The organism is Pseudomonas sp. Marseille-Q1929 (assembly GCF_017316265.1).
In the GTDB taxonomy this organism is placed as follows: Bacteria; Pseudomonadota; Gammaproteobacteria; order Pseudomonadales; family Pseudomonadaceae; genus Aquipseudomonas.
In genome coordinates this window covers 137000-155807 of sequence record NZ_JAFLWU010000013.1, presented here as the reverse complement: position 1 = coordinate 155807, position 18808 = coordinate 137000, and the positions used below count along the sequence as shown (strand labels likewise).

Genomic DNA, 18808 nt, shown 5'->3' with positions numbered 1-18808 from the left:
CCCACTACCCCAGCCTCCAGAACACAACGGCAGCAAGCTGTAACTACAAGGACGAACGTTGCATTGAAAAGAAACTCCTACACCTACCTGATCGGCCTCGTACTGTTCGTGGCGCTGATCGTGGCCTTGGTGTTCATTGTCTGGCCCTCCGCTCACTTCAAACCAGTGACCGAAAAGATCTGCCTGATCTCATCGCCATTGCTGGCAATCGCCTGGCTGTTGCATCAGTGGCGCACCAGGCGGAGTGAATTGCTGCGTAAAAAGCCGCTGGAACGGATGAAGTTGGTGCTCGCCGCACTCATCGCGAGTGGCCTGGTCATGTCCGCACTGTTATCAGTCGTCATTCTTCTTACGAGCAGAACATTCAGCAGCTACGCGACCACCTACGAATACGCAACAAGAGGCCATCGCAGTTGCAAAGGCATCTACGTATTCGATACGGAATTGCACAAAGACATCAAAATCTGCGGCACAAACGGCGCTGATCGTCAGGGTTGGGTACGGGTGGAAAAGCTCAGCGGGCCGCTGGGGATTTTTGTCATAGGCACGGTGCCGATCTGACGCTTGCGTTGCCAGATCGGCGCAGGGGCTGCCCTCTCACTATTTATCCATCCGTTCACGAAATATTCAGAATCGCCGACCGATACTAGCCCATTGCAATGACCGCTCCCCCCGAGCGCTCCCCCGCCCTGGTAGCCAGAATCCATGACGCGCCCTGTTCCTCTGCTGCTTCTCCTTGTCTGTGTGTTGTTCTTTTTTGCGTTGGGCAGCCATGAACTGCAAGGCTCCACCGAAGCCCGCGTCGCCGGGATTGCGATGGCCATGCACTTGGACAACAACTGGGTGGTGCCGCAGTTGTTTCGCGAACCCTTCCTGGAAAAACCGCCCCTGAGCCTGTGGCTCGACGCCGGGGCGATTCGCCTGTTTGGCGGCACCACCTGGGCGGTACGCTTGGCGTCAGCGTTCGCCGGATTGTTCAGCGTGATGCTGTTCTACGGAATGTTGCGCAAGTTCGGCCGGCCGCAGACTTTGGCGTTCTGCGCGGCGCTGATCCTGGCAACCATGGCCAGTTATTGGGGCAACGTGCGCGGCGTGGGTGAAGACTCGCTGCTCAGCCTCGGCGTGACCACCGCACTGCTGGCGTTCTACCAAGCCATGCGCCCCGAAAACCAGGGCTCCAAGGCCGGCGCATGGGCGCTGTTCACCGCGGGTATGGTGATCGCCACCCTGAGCAAAGGCGTGCTGGGTCTGGCGATGCCGGGCATTGTGATTTTTGTGTACCTGGCCGTGACCAGTGTGATGGACAAGCGCCTGCGCATCGGCGATTGGCTCAAGCCTGGGCTGTTCACCCTGCTGGCCTTGGTGCCCCTGATGATCTGGCTGGCGTTCCTGTTCCAGCGCGGCGGCATGCAGGCCGTCGGTGAAGTGTTGTGGACCAACAGCGTCGGCCGCTTCAGTGGCTCGTTTGTCGAGGCCGGGCACTACGAGCCGTTCTACTACTACATCGCCAAGCTGCCCGAGGCGTTCCTGCCGTGGAATATCCTGGTGTACCTGGGCCTGTGGCATTTCCGTAAGAGCCTGATGAGCAATCGCTATCAGCTGTTTTTTTGCATCTGGCTGGTGGCGCAGTTCACCCTGCTGACGCTGGCGTCCAGCAAACGCACCGTGTACTTGATGTCGCTCACGCCGGCCGCCGCCGTGCTGGCTGCGGAATATGGCCTCGTCCTGCTGCAATGGCTGAAAGCGCACAAGCCCGGCCTGTACCGCTACCATCGGCAGGCGATCGGCGGCGTGTTCGCCGTACTGGTTGCCAGCTATATGGTCGCTGCAGGCGTGTTTGCGCCCAAAGCCGACAAGCGTGAGTCGTTCGTGCCGGTGATCAGCCAGCTCCAGGCGCTGCAAGCAGAAGGTCGAGAAGTGGCGATATTTCAGCCGAACGAGCGGATTGCCGGGGCCGGGGTGTTCTATATGCAGGGCTACGTCCCGCTCCTGCAAACCGAGCCCGAGTTGCGCGCATTCCTTACCGCCAAACCCGGCAACGTTGCGTTGACGGATCACACCAAAGGGCTGGATGAGCCAGTGAAGGTGATCAAGGAGATGGCGATCGGCCGCCAGCCTTACTACTTCGTCGAGCAATAAGGCTGGCGCGGTGCATCAGTGCTTGGTCAGCTTGTCCAGGTAACCCATGGCAAACGCCGAGACGACGAAGGTCATGTGAATGATCACGTACCACATCAGATGCTGGGGATCGACGTTCTTGGCGTCCATGAAGATGCGCAGCAGGTGGATCGAGGAAATCGCCACGATGGACGCCGCCACTTTCATCTTCAGCGAGGAAGAGTCCATGGTGCCCAGCCAGTTGAGCTTTTCCTTGTTGTCATCGATATCCAGCTGCGAGACGAAGTTCTCGTAGCCGGAAATCATCACCATCACCAGCAAACCACCGACCAGCGCCATGTCGATCAACGACAGCAGCAGCAGGATGACGTCGGCTTCCAACATGGTGAACACGTTGGGCAGGACGTGGATGATTTCTTGAAAGAACTTCAACGCCAGGATCAGCAAGCCCAGGGACAGCCCCAGGTAGATCGGCGCCAGCAGCCAGCGTGAGGCGTACATAGTGTTTTCGATAAAGCGTTCCATGGGATCTCACACAGCGGGGCTAGAAATGGCGGCGAGTATACCAGCCGCTACCAAACACCTGTAACCGCGAGAAAACTGACCTGGGCGCATCTGTAAGAGAATTTTTCTGCTAGTGTCGAGGCCATTAAATCGGCTCGATGACGTCGGACAGGAAAACTCAGATGATGGATGTGCGAACGCCTTTGGCCAGCTTCGGCCTGTGTGCAGTGTTGCTGATGGCCAGCGGCTGCTCCCCCAAAGATGAGCAGAAGCAAGCCACCCTCGAAGAGAAAACCGCGACGTTCGAACAATCCCTGGACAACATCCAGGACCCCAAGCTGCGCGACGCCATCGCCGACCTTGGCGGTTCGCTGCTGTTGCTGGAACGGGCGCGGGTCAAACTCGCCGACAAACCCATCGAAGCCGAATACGGCGAAAACTCCCTCGCCCTGCTAACGCATTACCCTACGCCCCAGGCGCTGGTAGACACCTATATCAATGGCCTTTTCGTACTGCGCAAAGCCTCCCATTCCGACTACCTGACGGACTTGCAGCCGGTCTTCCCCTTCAGCTTCAACAGCCCGGACCAGTTCCCGTTCCCCCATGGACTGGAGTGGCAGTCGGTAACGTTGAGCAACAACAAAGTCATCCCCTTCCAACCGGAATGGTCAGAAACCGACCCCGGTATCCAGTTGAGCCCCAGCAGTTCCAACCTGACCAACCCCGATGATTTGACCGTCACCTACCCGTTCATCGACGGCATCGAGACCGAAAACAAAAGCCAGCCGCAGCCCGTCAGCCTCAAAGGCACGGTGGAAGTGATCGCGCCCGGCAAGGTGTTGAGCTTTGACCTGAGCAAACAGGACGTCGGGCGCACACGCACCGAAGGCACCGTCACCCTCAAGCTGCTGTTGCTGGAAAAGAACTACGCCGAGGTCGAGATGACCAACAGCGCCCCCCTGGCCCCGGAGGTCGGTGACGAGTCGCCCAACCCGCTGCTGGTCGAGGCGCGGGACAGCACCGGGCAATTTCTCACACGCTCGGGCTCGATCAACGAAAGCGCCGCGCAAGTGGCGTTCTACGAGAAACAACTGGCCGAGATGCAAAAACAGACGGCGTGGTCCGAGGCCTTCGAGAAAAAGCTCGTCAGCCAACAGAAAGACTTCGAACACAAGCAGAGCAGCCATTACGCCAAGGTCTACTTCAATGGCGTGATCGACAACCTGCAGATCAGCGTGCTGGATTTTTCCAAGGCCACGCTCACCCGCAAAGACCTCGACCTGCCGGTACTGCGCTTCGACAAGAACAGCCTGCAAAAAACCGTGCAAGCCTTGCCGATGCCGGTCACGGTGTATGACGACGGTGCCGCGAGCTGGCTGAAAGACGCGACCCTGACCGAAGACCAGCTGAAAAACAGCGTCACCATCAGCCAGTCCACCGAAGACGCCAGCGCCGCGCATATCGCGTTCGACCACCCGTTCACCTTCAATGACGACCTGGTGGGCGCCGAACGCAACAGCAGCGAAGCGCCCATCACCTTCTTCACCGCCGACGACAAGGGCGAGCGCGGCGAGCCTATCGAGCTGCCGACCGAAGCCTTCGAGCTCAACCCGGCACGCGGCACCCTTACCTACGACCTCAACCTGTTCCCGGAAAACCCGGCGTTTGTGGTCGGCTCGATCCCACTGTTCCTGGCCACCATCGAGAAAGCCACGATTGACACCGCCAAGCTGCCCAAAGGCCTGTCGCTCAAGGACAACGCGCTGGTGGTTGACCAGAAAGAGTTCCCCGCCGACAGCTGGCGCTTCTATGCCAAGGACGCCAGCGGCAACTACCTCAAGGAAATCCTCGGCGTCAGCCATCGAGCCGAGGAATACGGCACGGCGATGTTTGACGTGCACTATTTCTACGGCCAGCCAACCACCCTGGAAAGCTACCAGCGCACCGACCTGAACACCGTGCAATACGGTTTCGAGGTCAAGTTGGACAAGCCCGAGAGCAAATAGCGCTCAGTGGTGGGTGTCGCCATTGAGCTGTCGCAAATGGGCCTGCATGTGCAGGCACCATATCTGTGGGTCGCCGGCCTGCTCATAGCCATGCAGCGTGAGGCTGTCGACAATCGATTCCAGCATGGTTTCTGCCACGACCGGCCCATGAAACGGGCCTTGTGACTTGATGGTGGACGGCTGTTCACCGGTCATTCCGGCGGCAAACAACAAGGTCCACAGCCCGTTATCCCCCGCAAGAGGGCGAATGGAACATTCGATACGGGTGACCAGGCCCAGGCACTGGCGGGTAAGGCAAAGGCTGCGCGGCATGGCGGCGACCCTCGGTAGATCGGTGTTCAGCCTCAACGCTCGGCGAGGCTGTTTCTATCCTGCGACTCCTGTGGAGATCCCTTGAGCAGAGAATAGAAGAAAACCGCGAGAAACCAAGGTTGTAGGGACCAACGGGCGTTGGACCCAAACCCGAGTCAATTTCATGACAGCCCCCCAAAGGTACTGCTGTACCCCTGTGGGAGCTGGCTTGCCTGCGATGACTGACTCACAGCCACCATTTCTGTTGGCTGATACACCGCTATCGCAGGCAAGCCAGCTCCCACAGAAGCCCGCTCCCACAGGGGACCGAGCATCAGGTGGGCTTGGCTTCCGCCAACGCCTCCTGCGCCAGCTCCTTCTCCGCTTCCTTCAGGTCTTCCTCGCTGATCATCTCCGCAATCACCCGCAGGCGCTCGACCACCCGCGCATTGACCGAGCCTTCCGGGAACTGCCCTTCGTCATCTGGCGCCCCCGCCGGCTCGCCCACCAGCAGGCTCAAGGCTTCATCCGCCTGGCGCACCGCATAGATATGGAATTGCCCGGCGCGTACCGCCTGCAACACCTTCTCGTCGAGCATCAACGTGGCAACGTTGGCCTGGGGAATGATCGCCCCCTGCTCGCCGGTCAAACCGCGGGCTTCACACAAGCGGAAGAAACCTTCGATCTTCTCGTTGACCCCACCCACTGCCTGCACTTCACCAAACTGGTTGATCGAACCGGTGATGGCAAAGCACTGCTTGAGCGGCGTCTTCGACAAGGCCGAGATCAAGGTGCACGCCTCGCCCAGCGACGCACTGTCACCGTCCACGTAACCGTAGGACTGTTCCAGCGCGATACTCGCCGAGATCGCCAGCGGGAATTCCTGGGCATAACGGCTACCGAGGTAACCGGTGAGAATCATCACGCCCTTGGAGTGAATCGGCTGGCCGAGGTTGACCTCGCGCTCAATGTCGACAATACCGCTGCCGCCCGGGTACACCGTGGCGGAAATCCGCGCCGGCACGCCAAAGGCCGAGTCACCGACTTCCAGCACCGTCAGCCCGTTGCACTTGCCGACAGCGGCACCGTCGGTGTCGATCAGGATCACCCCGGCGAGCATGTCGTCGAGAATCCGCGCCGACACGCGCCCGGTGCGGGTGGCCTTGGCCTTGAGCGCACGCTCGATGTGCCCGGCATCGGTCATCTCGTCGCCGGCCAGGTGGCGAATGAAATCCGCTTCGCTCACCAGCTGGAACAAATCACCAATACGCGCCGACAAACGGCCCTGATGCTCCGCCAACCGTGCGCTGTAGGTGGCCAACCGCGCCACCGCATCCGAGGTCAGCGGCGCCATGCCTTCTTCCGAGGTGCGGGTCTTGAGCAACTGGGCGAACTGCTCCAGGCTTTCGTCCACCATCGGGATGTCTTCGTCGAAGTCCACCAGTACGCGGAACATCTCCTGGAAGTCCGGGTCGGCGTCCTGCAGCGCGTAGTACAGCTGGCGCGAGCCAATGATGATCACCTTGACCTGCAACGGGATCATCTGCGGGTTGAGGGTCACGGTGGCCAGGCGGCCCAGCTCGCCCAGCGGCGATTCCATCTTCAGCTTGCGCGATTGCAGGGAGCGCTTGAGGGCGTCCCACACAAACGGCTCGCTGAGCATTTTCTCGGCTTCAAGGATCAGGAAGCCGCCATTGGCACGGTGCAATGCGCCCGGGCGCAACTGGCGATAGGTGGTGTAGAGCGCGCCCTGGTCGGTGCTGTATTCGATACGGCCGAACAGGTTGTCGTAGGTCGGATGCGGTTCGAACACCACTGGCGCGCCGCCGTTGACCGGATGGCCCACCACCAGGCTTGGGCAGTATTGCTCTTCGAGCAGCTTGCGCGCCTGGGCGTCGGTCTTGGCGTCGTCCACCAATTGCTCGACCACGGTCTTGAGCAGGTACACCTGCATGGCTTGCAGGTAACCGCAGACGGCGGCGTTTTCCGCGTATTTTTCCGACAGCGGCGCGAGCAAAGGTTGCAGGGCCAGGGTGATGGTTTCTTCGTTGAACTGGCGCAGTTGGTTGTTCGACTCACGCTTCCACTGCGGCAGGCTGGCCAATTCTTCGTTGAGACGCTCTTCCAGCTCGGAAATATCCGTATGGAAACGCTCGCGGTCGGCTTCCGGCAACTGCGAGAACTCCGCCTCGTCCAGGGCCTTGCCGTCGAGCATCGGCGTGAACGCGATGTTGGAGCTGTCGCGATACAGCGCCACGTCCTTTTCCAGGGCCAGGCGCTCGATCACGTCGAGGGCCTTGTCGTAACGCTGGTTGAAGGCGCGGTCGATGGCACTTTTGCGCTGCTGGTAAGTGGGGTGTTCGAAGACTGCCGGAAAGGTGGCGGTCAGGTTGTCGACCAAGCCGTTGATATCGTTGATGAACGCCGCAGCAGCGCCGCCCGGCAATTCCAGGGCGCGGGGTTCGCGGGGCTCATCGAAATTGTTCACGTAGACCCAGTCCGAGGGGGTCTGCAGGCGTTTGCCTTCGGCCTTCAGGTAGCGTTTGACGAACGAAAAGCGGCCGGTGCCCGGCTCGCCCATGACAAACACGTTGTAACCGGGGCGTGGCATGGCCACACCGAACTGCAAGGCTTCAACCGCACGTTCCTGGCCAAGCACACCGCGAAAGGGCTCCAAATCATTGGTGGTCGAGAAGCTGAACTGTTCAGCGGAGAAAGGGCGAGTCAGCGCTTCAGGCGCTAGACGCAAGCTGGCAGCAACAGGATCAGGCATCGGGCTTCCTTACATCAGGCGGGGCAGATGTCGGCATTCTGGCTCTCGCTTGCGCGCTCTGGCAAGGCACGTCGTTGGGAAAGCGTGGACGAGGAACAGGTCCTACAAAAAAATCGCGACATCTCTGATTGTTTTATAAAAAACCACGGAACCCCTTGAACCTGCCTAAACTCCAAATTGCGCGGGTTGGACTAATAACTGGCCCCTAGGGCGCTGCGATGCGCCTGAACCCTTGTCCATTGGTTTGCACACAAAGAGAACAAAGCTATGAAACGGATCCTTCTCGGTACTCTCTTCACCGTTGTCTCCCTCAATGCAATGGCAGAATCGCCAGGCGGCCCGAACTGCGGTTGGGGCAACATGCTGTTCGAAGGCCAGCGCGGCACGCCAGCCCACTTCCTGGCTTCCACCACCAACGGCACGTCCGGCAACGCCACCTTCGGCATGACCTCGGGCACCAACGGTTGCAGCACCAACAGCGCCCTGACCTACGGCGGCAAGTCCTGGATTGCCATGAATGGCATGATGAACGAGCTGTCCGAAGACATGGCCAAGGGCAATGGCGAAGCGCTGACCACCTACGCGGTGGTACTGGGCGTGGCGCCGGAAGATCGCGAGCACTTCGCGGCCGTGACCCACGAGCACTTCCAGCAGATCTTCAGCAAGGCTGACGTGACCGCTGACGACGTGCACAACAACACCCTGTCTGTACTGAAAAGCGATGCCCGCTTGGCGAAATACGCAACCCAAGCTTAAGCTCGACCAGCCCGCGCCTCCGCAGGCGCGGGCTGTATTTTTGGACCCGCCCCCCTTTTGGGTCTCACTTTTTCCGACTTAAGTTGCTCCTATGCTCAAACGCTTTGCCTGGATGGCACTCTTCGCCTGCGCCCCGCTGTACGCGGCCCCGCACCTTGATGATCAACGTTTGCAGCAACTGGCCAACGATCCGTTCTGGCTGTCTTTGGGCCATTACGAAGCCGGCAAAATCAGTGGCTGGCGCAGTTACGTCAGCGAGCAGAAATTTTTTCTCGCCGCAGATGGCGCGCACCACCCCGACGCCGAACTCAAGGCCACCGTTGACGCGCTATACGCGCCGGCCAGCCTCGGCGAAAAACACGCCCAATGCGTCTACCCCGCACGTACCCGCTGGCTCAAGGATCAGTTGCACCTGACCGACCTGCCTGCCGTGGACTGCAAAGAATTCAAGCAATGGTTCAAGGACGTCGCCCCCCATAGCGCGGTGATGATCTTCCCGGCGGCCTACCTCAACAGCCCGTCGTCGATGTTTGGCCACACCCTGTTGCGTATCGACCAGGCCGACGTGCAAAGAGACAAGACCGCCCTGCTCAGCTATGCGATCAACTTCGGCGCCTATATCGAAGGCTCCGACAACAGCATCCTCTACGCCTGGAAAGGCCTGATGGGCGGCTATCCCGGCCTGTTCGCGCTGGTGCCGTACCAGGAAAAACTCTCCGAATACCGCAGCCTTGAGAACCGCGACCTGTGGGAATACCGCCTCAACCTCACGCAGGTCGAGACCGAGCGCATGGTCGAGCACGTGTGGGAACTCAAGCAGATCAAGTTCGACTACTTCTTCTTTGACGAAAACTGCTCCTATCGCCTGCTGGAACTGCTCCAAGTGGCACGTCCCGGCCTGCGCCTGACCGAACAGTTCCCGCTGACCGCGATCCCCACCGACACGGTCAAGGCCGTCAAAGATGCCGGCCTGGTTGAAAAGATCGACTACCGGCCTTCCCGCGAACGCGAGTTGCTGGAGCGTGCCAAGCCGCTGAACAGCGATGAACAGCAATGGGTGCTGAAAGTCAGCGATGACCAGAAGCAACTGCAAGACCCGGCCTTCAAGGCCATCGCCAAAGACCGCCAAGCCCTGATCATCGACGCCGCCTACCGCCTTGGCCGTTACCGCGCCAACGGCCTGGAACGCGACCCTGCCCGTTCCCAACGCAGCTTCGAACTGCTGCGCGCGATCAACCAGAACCCCGCGCCCGACCTCAAGATCACCCCGCCCGGCCTGCCGGAAAACGGCCATGAATCGCGCACCTGGCAAGCCGGCATCGGTACCCGGGGCGACAAGGCCTTTGGTGAATACGGCCTGCGCATGGCCTACCACGACCTCAACGACAACGCCGAAGGCTTCCCGCTCGGCGCGCAGATCGAAATCCTGCAAATGAAACTGCGCCAGTACGAAGGCAACCACTGGCAATTGCAGCAACTGGACCTGGCCACCATTCGCTCCCTGACGCCGCGCAACGCCCTGTTGCAACCGCTGTCCTGGCAAGTCACTGGCGGCCTTGAACGCGTCCCCGGCAAACACGACGACGAAACCCTGGTCGCCCACGTCAACGGCGGCGCCGGCGGCACCTGGCAACTGCGCGACGACATGCTCGGCTTCGCCCTCGGCACCGTGCGCGTGGAACACAACAATGACTTCAACGAAGCCATCTCACCGGCGGCAGGGTTCAACACCGGTGTACTGTGGAGGAATCCGCTGGGTAACCTCAGCCTGGAGGCCAAGGGCGACTTTTTCACCAATGGTGAAGTGCGCCGTAGTCTCAGCCTGAACCAACAGTGGGAACTGTCGCGCAACCTGGGTGTGCGGCTGAGTGCGCAGCGCGAGTACAGCCACTTGTCGACGCCGGTGAATGAAGTGATGCTGGAAGTGAAGTGGTATCACTACTAACTTGAGCTCGACCCAGATCCAAATGTGAGAGTGGGCCCGCTCCCACATTGGGTCCGCGTTTATTCAGAGATACCTCAGGAGCTTCAATAACATGGCCGTTACCTGCACCACCCTCGACGAAGTCCGCAGCAACATCGACCGCCTCGACCAGCAAATCGTCACCCTGCTGGCCGAACGCGGCCAATACGTCTCCCAAGCCGCCCGCTTCAAAAAAGACACCGACAGCGTCAAGGCCCCGCAGCGGGTTGAACAGGTCATCGCCAAAGTGCGCAACCTGTCCAATACCGTAGGCGCCAACCCGGACGTCACCGAACAGGTCTATCGCGCCATGATTGCGGCATTTATCCAGCAGGAATTGGCTGAGCATGCGGCTCTGACGACATAACATCTTTCTCACCTCCCCTTCACAACGCCCCGACAATCCTCTATCTAGACTTCTCCCTATCAGCCGGGAAACGGCCAGGGAGTCTGTCATGTGGCGGTATGCGGTATTGCTGTGCGCGGTGGCGTGGCTGGCCGGTTGCCAATCAACCCATGAGGATTTATTGGCCAAAGGTTATCCACCGGCCTTTGCCGATGGTTTCGATGACGGCTGCAGCAGCGGTCGCCAAGCCGCGGGCGTGATTACCGGGGAGTTTCGCAAGAACGTCCCGCGTTATCTGAAGGACCGCGAGTACGCCGAAGGGTGGGAAGACGGCTTTCGCCAGTGCAAGGCCATGCGTGAAAACGAAGAGCTGCGCGACTACAAGGACAATCACTGGGACGACCGTGAGCGCGCCTGGCAGCACGAGAAAGACCGCGATGCCGCCAGGGCCTATCGTTCGCAATAGGCCCTGGTTGCAGGGTTAGACGATGCCTTGGGCCAGCATCGCGTCGGCCACTTTCACGAAGCCGGCAATGTTCGCGCCCTTCACGTAGTTGATCCGGCCGTTTTCTTCGCCGTAGTGCACGCACGCGTGGTGGATCGACTGCATGATGTTATGCAGCTTGCTGTCCACTTCACCGGCGGTCCACAGCAGGCGCATGGCGTTCTGCGACATTTCCAGGCCGCTCACGGCTACGCCACCGGCGTTGGAAGCCTTGCCCGGGGCGAACAGGATGCCGGCTTCGATAAAGATATCCACCGCCGCCAGCGTGGTCGGCATGTTGGCGCCTTCGGCCACGCAAATGCAGCCATTGCGCAGCAAGGTGCGGGCGGCGTCGGCGTCGAGTTCGTTCTGGGTCGCGCAGGGCAGCGCGATGTCGCAGGCCAGTTCCCACGGGGTCTGGCCCTTGCGGAATTCCAAGCCAAAACGTTCGGCCAGTTCGCTGATGCGACCGCGCTGGACGTTTTTCAGCTCCAGCAGGGCCGACCATTGTTCTTCGGTCAAACCGCTTTCGGCGTACAGCGTGCCTTCGGAGTCGGACAGGGAGATCACCTTGCCGCCCAGGTCCATGACCTTGCGCGCCGCGTATTGCGCCACGTTGCCGGAACCGGACACCGCCACGCGCTTGCCTTCAACCCGCAAGCCGTCTCGCTTGAGCATTTCTTCGGCGAAGTACACGCAACCGAAACCCGTGGCTTCCGGGCGGATCAAGCTGCCGCCGTAGGTCATGCCCTTGCCGGTCAGTACGGAGGTGAACTGGTTGCTCAGGCGCTTGTACTGGCCGAACAGGAAGCCGATCTCGCGGGCGCCCACGCCGATATCGCCGGCCGGCACGTCCACGTCAGCGCCGATGTGGCGGTACAACTCGCTCATGAAGGACTGGCAGAAACGCATGACTTCAGCGTCGCTCTTGCCCTTGGGGTCGAAGTCCGAGCCGCCTTTGCCGCCGCCCATGGGCAGCGAGGTCAGGGAGTTCTTGAAAGTCTGTTCGAAGGCGAGGAATTTCAGAACGCCCAGGTTCACCGACGGGTGGAAGCGCAGGCCGCCTTTGTACGGGCCGATGGCGCTGTTCATCTGGATGCGGAAACCGCGATTGACCTGGACCTTGCCATGATCATCCACCCACGACACCCGGAAGGTAATCGCACGTTCCGGCTCGCAGATGCGTTCCAGGATACCCGAGGTCAGGTAATGCGGATTGGACTCTAGAAACGGCCACAGGCTGCGTAGGACTTCTTCTACGGCCTGGTGGAATTCTGGCTGGTCCGGGTCGCGTTTCTTCAGGCGGGCAAGGAAGGATTCGACGGATTCGATCATGGAAAAGTCTCGGCAAATTGATTGTTTTTAAATGAGATTGGGCCGGACTTTATCAATTCATGTCGCACTGCGACAGGGCAAAATGTCGCTTTTGTGAATTTAAATGGTGCATTGGATATAAATAAACCTGAAAAACAGGGGTTTTGTGCACCTGAAAAGGGATTACCAACCCAGAGCATGCACCAACATATAAACCGCCATCGCAGGCAAGCCAGCTCCCACATTGACGGTGTTCACAAATCAAATGTGGGAGCTGGCTTGCCTGCGATGAACCCACCCCGGTCCACCTGAAAAACACACAAAAAAAAACGGAGCCCGAAGGCTCCGCTTTTTCAAACCACCAACCCGAATCAGGCCAGCTTTTTGTGACGCACGCGGTGCGGCTGGGCAGCAGCATCGCCCAAGCGCTTTTTACGGTCCGCTTCGTACTCGGTGTAGTTACCTTCGAAGAACACCGCTTGCGAGTCGTCTTCGTACGCCAGGATGTGGGTCGCGACGCGGTCAAGGAACCACCGATCGTGAGAGATCACAATGGCAGCGCCCGGGAAGTCCAGCAGGGCTTCCTCCAGGGAACGCAGGGTTTCAACGTCGAGGTCGTTGGACGGTTCGTCGAGCAGCAGGACGTTGCCGCCCTCTTTCAAGGTCAGGGCCAGGTGCAAGCGACCGCGCTCACCACCGGACAGGTCCTTGACGAACTTCTGCTGGTCGCCGCCCTTGAAGTTGAAACGACCGACGTAGGTGCGCGACGGGATCTCATAGTTGCCGATGCGGATCTGGTCGGAACCGTCGGAAATCTGCTGGAACACTGTCTTGCTGCCGTCGAGGTCTTCGCGGCTCTGGTCCACACAGGCCAGTTGCACGGTTTCGCCGATCTCGATGCTGCCGGAGTCCGGGGTCTCCTTGCCCATCAGCATGCGGAACAGCGTGGATTTACCCGCACCGTTACCACCAATAACGCCGACGATCGCGCCTTTTGGCATGGAGAACGACAGGTTGTCGATCAACACGCGGTCGCCATAGCCTTTGGACACGTTCTTGAACTCGATGACCTTGTCACCCAGGCGCGGACCGGCCGGGATGTAGATCTCGTTGGTTTCCGAACGCTTCTGGAATTCCTGCGATTGCATTTCTTCAAAGCGTTGCAGACGTGCCTTGGATTTCGACTGGCGGGCCTTGGCGCCTTTGCGCACCCACTCCAGTTCTTCCTTCATGGCTTTTTCGTGGGCCGATTGCTGCTTGGATTCGGCGGCCAGACGGTCGGACTTGGCTTCCAGCCAACCGGAGTAGTTGCCCTCGTAAGGGATACCGGCGCCACGGTCGAGCTCGAGGATCCAGCCGGCAACGTTGTCCAGGAAGTAACGGTCGTGCGTGATCGCTACCACGGTGCCCGGGAAGTCGTGGAGGAAGTGTTCCAGCCAGGCGACGGAATCGGCGTCCAAGTGGTTGGTTGGTTCGTCGAGCAGCAGCATGTCGGGGGCCGACAGCAGCAGGCGGCACAAGGCCACACGACGCTTCTCGCCACCGGACAGGAATTCGACCTTGGCGTCCCACGCCGGCAGGCGCAGTGCGTCGGCGGCCACTTCCAGCTGGCGCTCCAGGTTGTGGCCATCGCCAGCCTGCAGGATGGCTTCGAGCTTGGCCTGTTCAGCGGCCAGTTTGTCGAAGTCGGCATCTTCGTCAGCGTAAGCCGCGTAGACCTCATCCAGGCGCGCCTGGGCGTTCTTGATCACGGCGACGGCTTCTTCAACCACTTCGCGCACGGTCTTGGTCGGGTCCAGGATCGGCTCTTGCGGCAGGTAGCCGATGTTCAGCTCGGGCATCGGGCGGGCTTCGCCTTCGAACTCGGTATCAACGCCGGCCATGATTTTCAGCAGCGTGGACTTACCCGAACCGTTGAGGCCGAGCACGCCGATCTTGGCGCCCGGGAAGAAGGACAGCGAAATGTTTTTCAGGATTTCCCGCTTCGGCGGAACAACTTTTCCCAGCCGATGCATGGTGAAGACGTATTGAGCCATGGTGAACCTAGCGTCAGTGACTGATGAATTAAGCGGGCGAAGCCCGTGTCAGGCCATGCGCCGCGCGGGCCGTTGACGATAATCAATGCCTGCGTGCGGAAAAAAGCCTGAATGTCTGGGGCTGGAACGCCCTCGCGTAACCGGCAAAGCTACCTGAATGCGCTTGGTCAGTCCAGCCAAGCGGGGCTGGCACTTTGCCACAACTCAAGGCATGCTAGCCGCCCTTCGGCGTCCGGCTTATAGTGCGTGTCGCACGCCAGTCCAGCCAACCCGCAGGATCACAGCTTGTCCAAAGTCACGCCGCCCACTCCTCTGCGCGCTGCTCACATAGCGCCGGGAGCTCCCCTGCACGGCACCTTGAAAGGCGCATTGGCGACGCTTGTCCTCATGTTGCTCGCCTTATTGTTCTGGCAGTTGCTGGACCAGTTGCAGCAAAACCAGAAAAATCAGCAGCAATACACCATCGACTACAGCGCCGACCTGGCTGAGCAGATCAGCCTGAACATGGCCCTGAGCGCAAAAATCGCGCTGAACCTGCTGCCGATGGTCGAGCCGCCGCGCAATAACGAACAACAGCAAGCCCTGATGCACACGCTGCAGCGTTCCCTGCCGGAGCTGCGCAGCATCGCCCTGCTCGCCCCCAGCGGCGCCATCATCAGTGACAGCGCCAGCGACAGCCAGGACGCGGCCTGGCTTGAAGAGCTGGTGCAGCGCAGCCATTCCCAGCCGTATTACCTGAGCAACAGCAACGACGGCACGATCATCTACCTGTTGCTGCACCAGCCCAGCGGCGGCTCACGGGTCTACTGGGCGCTGCGCCTGGCGCCCAACTACCTGGTCAACCTGACCCGCCAGGACGGCCAGGGCCAGCGGCCGATGTGGGCCATCGAGAACCGCCTGAACCACCGCGTGGTCAGCCGTGACAGCGGCATGCCGGCGCAATGGGCATCGGCCCTGACCCCGGACGAACTGAATAAAAGCGTGCTGGTCACCCCGCTGAGCAAAAGCGACTGGCAATTGCGCGGGCTGTTCGACCGCACCGCCGTGCTGGAAGAACTGCTGCCGGCGTTCATCGGCAAGTGCCTGCTGGGCCTGGCGTTCTCGCTGATCCCAGTGCTCGTGCTGGTCAACATGCGCCGCCGCCAGCGTCAGGTCCACGAGGGCCGCCGGCGCTACCAGGATATTTTCGAAGGCACCGGCGTGGCCCTGTGCGTGCTCGACCTGTCGGGGCTCAACGCGTTCTTCGACAAGGCCCGGCTGCAAACCCGCGAACAATTGCGCGACTGGCTGCAAGGCAACCGCGAGCAACGCCAGCAACTGCTCAAGGAACTGCGTATCACCGAGGTCAACCAGGTCGCGGTACGCCTGCTCAACGTCAGCTCGTGCGAAGAGGCCTGGGAACGCCTGATCGACGATTGCCCGCGCAATGCCACGGCCATTGGCTACCAGGTGCTCGAAGCGGTCTTGACCGAGCAAAAGCAACTGGAACTGGAAATCCAGCTCAACGACGTCACCGGCAACGAACAATACCTGTGGCTGGTGATGCGCCTGCCGGAGCAGCAGGACGACTTCAAGGCCGTGATCCTGAGCATCAGCGACATCACCAGCCGCAAGCTGATCGAGCTGTCGCTGGTGGAGCGCGAGAGCTTCTGGTCGGATGTGGTACGCACCGTGCCCGACCACCTGTATGTGCAGGACGTGATCAGCCAGCGCATGATTTTCAGCAACCACCACCTGGGCCACACCCTCGGCTATAACAAGGCCGAATTGCAGCAAATGGGCGAGTACTTCTGGGAAATCCTGCTGCATCCCGAAGACGCCGAGCATTACCACGACCTGCGCCAACAGCAGCGCCAGGCCGGCTATTCGACGCAGTTGCAATGCCAGCTGCGCTTCCGTCACCGCAATAACCAGTGGCGTCGCTTCGATATCCGCGAGCAGGCCCTGGCCCGGGACAAGGCGGCGCAAGTCACGCGCATCATCGGCGTGGCCAAGGACATCACCGACCAGATCGAAGCCAGCGAATCCCTGCGCGACAGCGAGCAGCGTTACCGCATGCTCGCCGAAAGCATCAGCGACGTGATCTGCTCCACCGACAGCCAACTGGCCCTCAACTACATCAGCCCCTCGGTCAACGCCGTGCTGGGCTATGACGTGGATTGGGTGTTCAAGAACGGCTGGCAGTCGATCATCGCCAACCCGCAACAACTGACCGGCATCTATAGCCTGGTGGAACAGGTCAGCCGCGCCCTCGGCGATAGCGAGGCGCTGGCCAAGCTGCGCGACGAAGCGCAAACCCAGCTGTTCCTGTTTGACTGCCTGCGCGCCGACGGGCGCAAAGTGCCGATCGAGTTGCGCCTGGTGCTGGTGTGGGATGAACACGGCACGTTCGAAGGCATCCTTGGCGTCGGCCGCGACATCAGCCAGCAACGCCGCGCCGAGAAAGACCTGCGCATGGCGGCCACAGTATTCGAACACTCCACCTCGGCGATCCTGATCACCGACCCCGCCGGCTATATCGTGCAGGCCAACGACGCGTTCACCCGCGTCAGTGGCTACAGCGTCGCCGATGTGCTCGACCAGTTGCCGAACATGCTCACCGTCGACGAGCAGCAGGAAGCCCATCTGCGCTACGTGCTCAAGCAGTTGCACCAGCACAGCACCTGGGAAGGCGAAGTGTGGCTCAAGCGCCGCAACGGCGAGCATTACCCGGCGTGGGTCGGCATTACCGCGGTGTTCGACGACGAAGGCGACCTGGCCAGCTACGTGTGCTTCTTCAGCGATATCAGCGAGCGCAAGGCCAGCGAGCAGCGCATCCACCGCCTGGCCTATTACGACGCCCTGACCCACCTGCCCAACCGCACGCTGTTCCAGGACCGCCTGCACACCGCGTTGCAGTCGGCCGAGCGGCAGAAGTCGTGGGTGGTGCTGATGTTCCTCGACCTCGACCGCTTCAAACCGATCAACGACTCCCTGGGCCACGCCGCCGGCGACCGCATGCTCAAGGAAATGGCCACGCGCCTGCTCGGTTGCGTCGCCGAAGACGACACCGTGGCGCGCATGGGCGGCGACGAGTTCACCTTGCTGCTGCAACCGCGCATCAGCCGCGAAATGGCGCTGAACCGCGCGATCCACGTGGCCGAGCAGATCCTCGCCAGCCTGGTGAAGCCGTTTGTGCTGGAAGGTCGCGAGTTCTTTGTCACGGCCAGTATCGGCATCGCCCTCAGCCCGCAGGACGGCAATGAGCTGAGCCAGCTGATGAAAAACGCCGACACCGCGATGTACCACGCCAAGGAACGCGGCAAGAACAACTTCCAGTTCTACCAGGCCGACATGAACGCCAGCGCCCTGGAACGCCTGGAGCTGGAAAGCGACCTGCGCCACGCCCTGGACCAGAACGAATTCGTGCTCTATTACCAGCCGCAGTTCAGCGGCGATGGCAAACGTTTGACCGGCGCCGAAGCCTTGCTGCGCTGGCGTCACCCGCGTCGCGGGCTGGTGCCGCCAGGGGACTTTATCCCGGTGCTGGAAGAATTGGGCCTGGTGGTGGACGTCGGCGACTGGGTTATCAGCGAAGCCTGCCGCCAGCTCAAGACCTGGCACCAGAACAAGGTGCGCGTGCCGAAAGTCTCGGTGAACATCTCGGCGCGGCAGTTCTCCGACGGCCAACTGGGCGAGCGCATCGCCAGCATCCTGGAAGACACCGGCCTGCCGCCGGCGTGCCTGGAGCTGGAGCTGACCGAAAGTATCCTGATGCGCGAAGTCAACGAAGCCATGCACATCCTCGACAGCCTGAAAAACCTGGGCTTGAGCATTGCCGTGGATGACTTCGGCACCGGCTATTCGTCGCTCAACTACCTCAAGCAATTCCCCATCGACGTGTTGAAGATCGACCGCACCTTTGTCGATGGCCTGCCATCCGGCGAACAGGACGCACAGATTGCCCGCGCTATTATCGCCATGGCCCACAGCCTGAACCTGGCGGTGATCGCCGAAGGCGTGGAGACCCATGAGCAGTTGGACTTCCTGCGTGAGCATGGTTGCGATGAGGTGCAGGGGTATCTGTTCGGGCGGCCGATGCCGGCGAGTCGGTTTGAGGCGCAGTTCAGTAATGATGCGCTGTTCATGTTTGATTGAAGTGGTGTGGTGAGGCTGCTGGCCTCATCGCGGGCAAGCCCGCTCCCACATTTTTGATCTGTGAATGCCTTCAAGTGTGG

At 60.6% G+C, this 18808-nt stretch carries 13 protein-coding genes; 8 read left to right on the top strand and 5 right to left on the bottom strand.

Going from position 1 to position 18808, the window contains the following annotated elements; genetic code table 11:
* Positions 1–63: 63 nt before the first annotated feature.
* Both J1G37_RS16210 and J1G37_RS16205 read left to right on the top strand, forming a co-directional pair.
* Positions 64–561, top strand: a complete 498-nt coding sequence (locus J1G37_RS16210; RefSeq protein ID WP_207043254.1) for a hypothetical protein — start codon at positions 64–66, stop codon at positions 559–561.
* A 144-nt stretch (positions 562–705) separates the two neighbouring features.
* Positions 706–2139, top strand: a complete 1434-nt coding sequence (locus J1G37_RS16205; RefSeq protein WP_207043252.1) for a glycosyltransferase family 39 protein — start codon at positions 706–708, stop codon at positions 2137–2139.
* A gap of 15 nt (positions 2140–2154) precedes the next feature.
* On the opposite strand, the gene J1G37_RS16200 is transcribed toward J1G37_RS16205, so the two are convergent.
* Positions 2155–2643 carry a TIGR00645 family protein gene (locus tag J1G37_RS16200; RefSeq protein ID WP_017739158.1) on the bottom strand — a complete coding sequence of 163 codons (489 nt, stop codon included), beginning with the start codon at positions 2641–2643 and terminating at the stop codon, positions 2155–2157.
* A 161-nt stretch (positions 2644–2804) separates the two neighbouring features.
* Between J1G37_RS16200 and J1G37_RS16195 the strand changes: the two genes are divergently transcribed.
* Entirely contained in the window at positions 2805–4628 is a 1824-nt protein-coding gene (locus J1G37_RS16195) for a hypothetical protein (protein ID WP_207043250.1), read from the top strand.
* Positions 4629–4631: 3 nt separating this feature from the next.
* Here J1G37_RS16195 and J1G37_RS16190 read toward each other — a convergent pair whose 3' ends face one another.
* The gene (locus J1G37_RS16190; protein WP_207043247.1) at positions 4632–4940 is read right to left on the bottom strand and encodes a hypothetical protein; all 309 of its coding nucleotides are present in this window, start codon (positions 4938–4940) and stop codon (positions 4632–4634) included.
* A 313-nt stretch (positions 4941–5253) separates the two neighbouring features.
* On the bottom strand, positions 5254–7692 hold the full coding sequence (locus tag J1G37_RS16185; protein WP_207043246.1) for an ATP-binding protein: 2439 nt from the start codon (positions 7690–7692) through the stop codon (positions 5254–5256).
* Positions 7693–7959: 267 nt separating this feature from the next.
* On the opposite strand from J1G37_RS16185, the gene J1G37_RS16180 reads away from it, so the two are divergent.
* The 4 genes from J1G37_RS16180 to J1G37_RS16165 all read left to right on the top strand — a co-directional run bounded on the left by J1G37_RS16180 (position 7960) and on the right by J1G37_RS16165 (position 11223).
* Positions 7960–8448: a DUF3015 domain-containing protein gene (locus J1G37_RS16180; protein ID WP_026137099.1), complete on the top strand. Its 489-nt coding sequence runs from the start codon at positions 7960–7962 to the stop codon at positions 8446–8448.
* A gap of 91 nt (positions 8449–8539) precedes the next feature.
* Positions 8540–10393 carry a DUF4105 domain-containing protein gene (locus J1G37_RS16175; RefSeq protein ID WP_207043244.1) on the top strand — a complete coding sequence of 618 codons (1854 nt, stop codon included), beginning with the start codon at positions 8540–8542 and terminating at the stop codon, positions 10391–10393.
* A 91-nt stretch (positions 10394–10484) separates the two neighbouring features.
* Positions 10485–10778, top strand: coding sequence for a chorismate mutase (locus J1G37_RS16170; protein WP_207043242.1), 294 nt, complete (start codon positions 10485–10487; stop codon positions 10776–10778).
* Positions 10779–10866: 88 nt separating this feature from the next.
* Positions 10867–11223 (top strand): hypothetical protein, encoded by a 357-nt coding sequence (locus J1G37_RS16165; RefSeq protein WP_207043240.1) that lies wholly within the window; start codon positions 10867–10869, stop codon positions 11221–11223.
* A 15-nt stretch (positions 11224–11238) separates the two neighbouring features.
* Here J1G37_RS16165 and gdhA read toward each other — a convergent pair whose 3' ends face one another.
* Both gdhA and ettA read right to left on the bottom strand, forming a co-directional pair.
* The gene (gene gdhA / locus J1G37_RS16160) at positions 11239–12576 is read right to left on the bottom strand and encodes an NADP-specific glutamate dehydrogenase (RefSeq protein WP_207043238.1); all 1338 of its coding nucleotides are present in this window, start codon (positions 12574–12576) and stop codon (positions 11239–11241) included.
* Between the two features lie 350 nt (positions 12577–12926).
* Complete coding sequence (gene ettA / locus J1G37_RS16155; RefSeq protein ID WP_017737425.1) at positions 12927–14591, bottom strand: energy-dependent translational throttle protein EttA; 1665 nt, start codon at positions 14589–14591, stop codon at positions 12927–12929.
* A 285-nt stretch (positions 14592–14876) separates the two neighbouring features.
* Between ettA and J1G37_RS16150 the strand changes: the two genes are divergently transcribed.
* On the top strand, positions 14877–18728 hold the full coding sequence (locus tag J1G37_RS16150; RefSeq protein ID WP_207043236.1) for a bifunctional diguanylate cyclase/phosphodiesterase: 3852 nt from the start codon (positions 14877–14879) through the stop codon (positions 18726–18728).
* The last annotated feature ends 80 nt before the right edge of the window (positions 18729–18808 follow it).

What these genes read in the sequence shown, in the direction of transcription:
- J1G37_RS16205 (WP_207043252.1), top strand. Translation starts at nt 706, where the DNA reads ATGACGCGCCCTGTTCCTCTGCTGCTTCTCCTTGTCTGTGTGTTGTTC.
- J1G37_RS16200 (WP_017739158.1), bottom strand. Translation starts at nt 2,643, where the DNA reads ATGGAACGCTTTATCGAAAACACTATGTACGCCTCACGCTGGCTGCTG.
- J1G37_RS16195 (WP_207043250.1), top strand. Translation starts at nt 2,805, where the DNA reads ATGATGGATGTGCGAACGCCTTTGGCCAGCTTCGGCCTGTGTGCAGTG.
- J1G37_RS16190 (WP_207043247.1), bottom strand. Translation starts at nt 4,940, where the DNA reads ATGCCGCGCAGCCTTTGCCTTACCCGCCAGTGCCTGGGCCTGGTCACC.
- J1G37_RS16185 (WP_207043246.1), bottom strand. Translation starts at nt 7,692, where the DNA reads ATGCCTGATCCTGTTGCTGCCAGCTTGCGTCTAGCGCCTGAAGCGCTG.
- J1G37_RS16180 (WP_026137099.1), top strand. Translation starts at nt 7,960, where the DNA reads ATGAAACGGATCCTTCTCGGTACTCTCTTCACCGTTGTCTCCCTCAAT.
- J1G37_RS16175 (WP_207043244.1), top strand. Translation starts at nt 8,540, where the DNA reads ATGCTCAAACGCTTTGCCTGGATGGCACTCTTCGCCTGCGCCCCGCTG.
- J1G37_RS16170 (WP_207043242.1), top strand. Translation starts at nt 10,485, where the DNA reads ATGGCCGTTACCTGCACCACCCTCGACGAAGTCCGCAGCAACATCGAC.
- J1G37_RS16165 (WP_207043240.1), top strand. Translation starts at nt 10,867, where the DNA reads ATGTGGCGGTATGCGGTATTGCTGTGCGCGGTGGCGTGGCTGGCCGGT.
- gdhA (WP_207043238.1), bottom strand. Translation starts at nt 12,576, where the DNA reads ATGATCGAATCCGTCGAATCCTTCCTTGCCCGCCTGAAGAAACGCGAC.
- ettA (WP_017737425.1), bottom strand. Translation starts at nt 14,591, where the DNA reads ATGGCTCAATACGTCTTCACCATGCATCGGCTGGGAAAAGTTGTTCCG.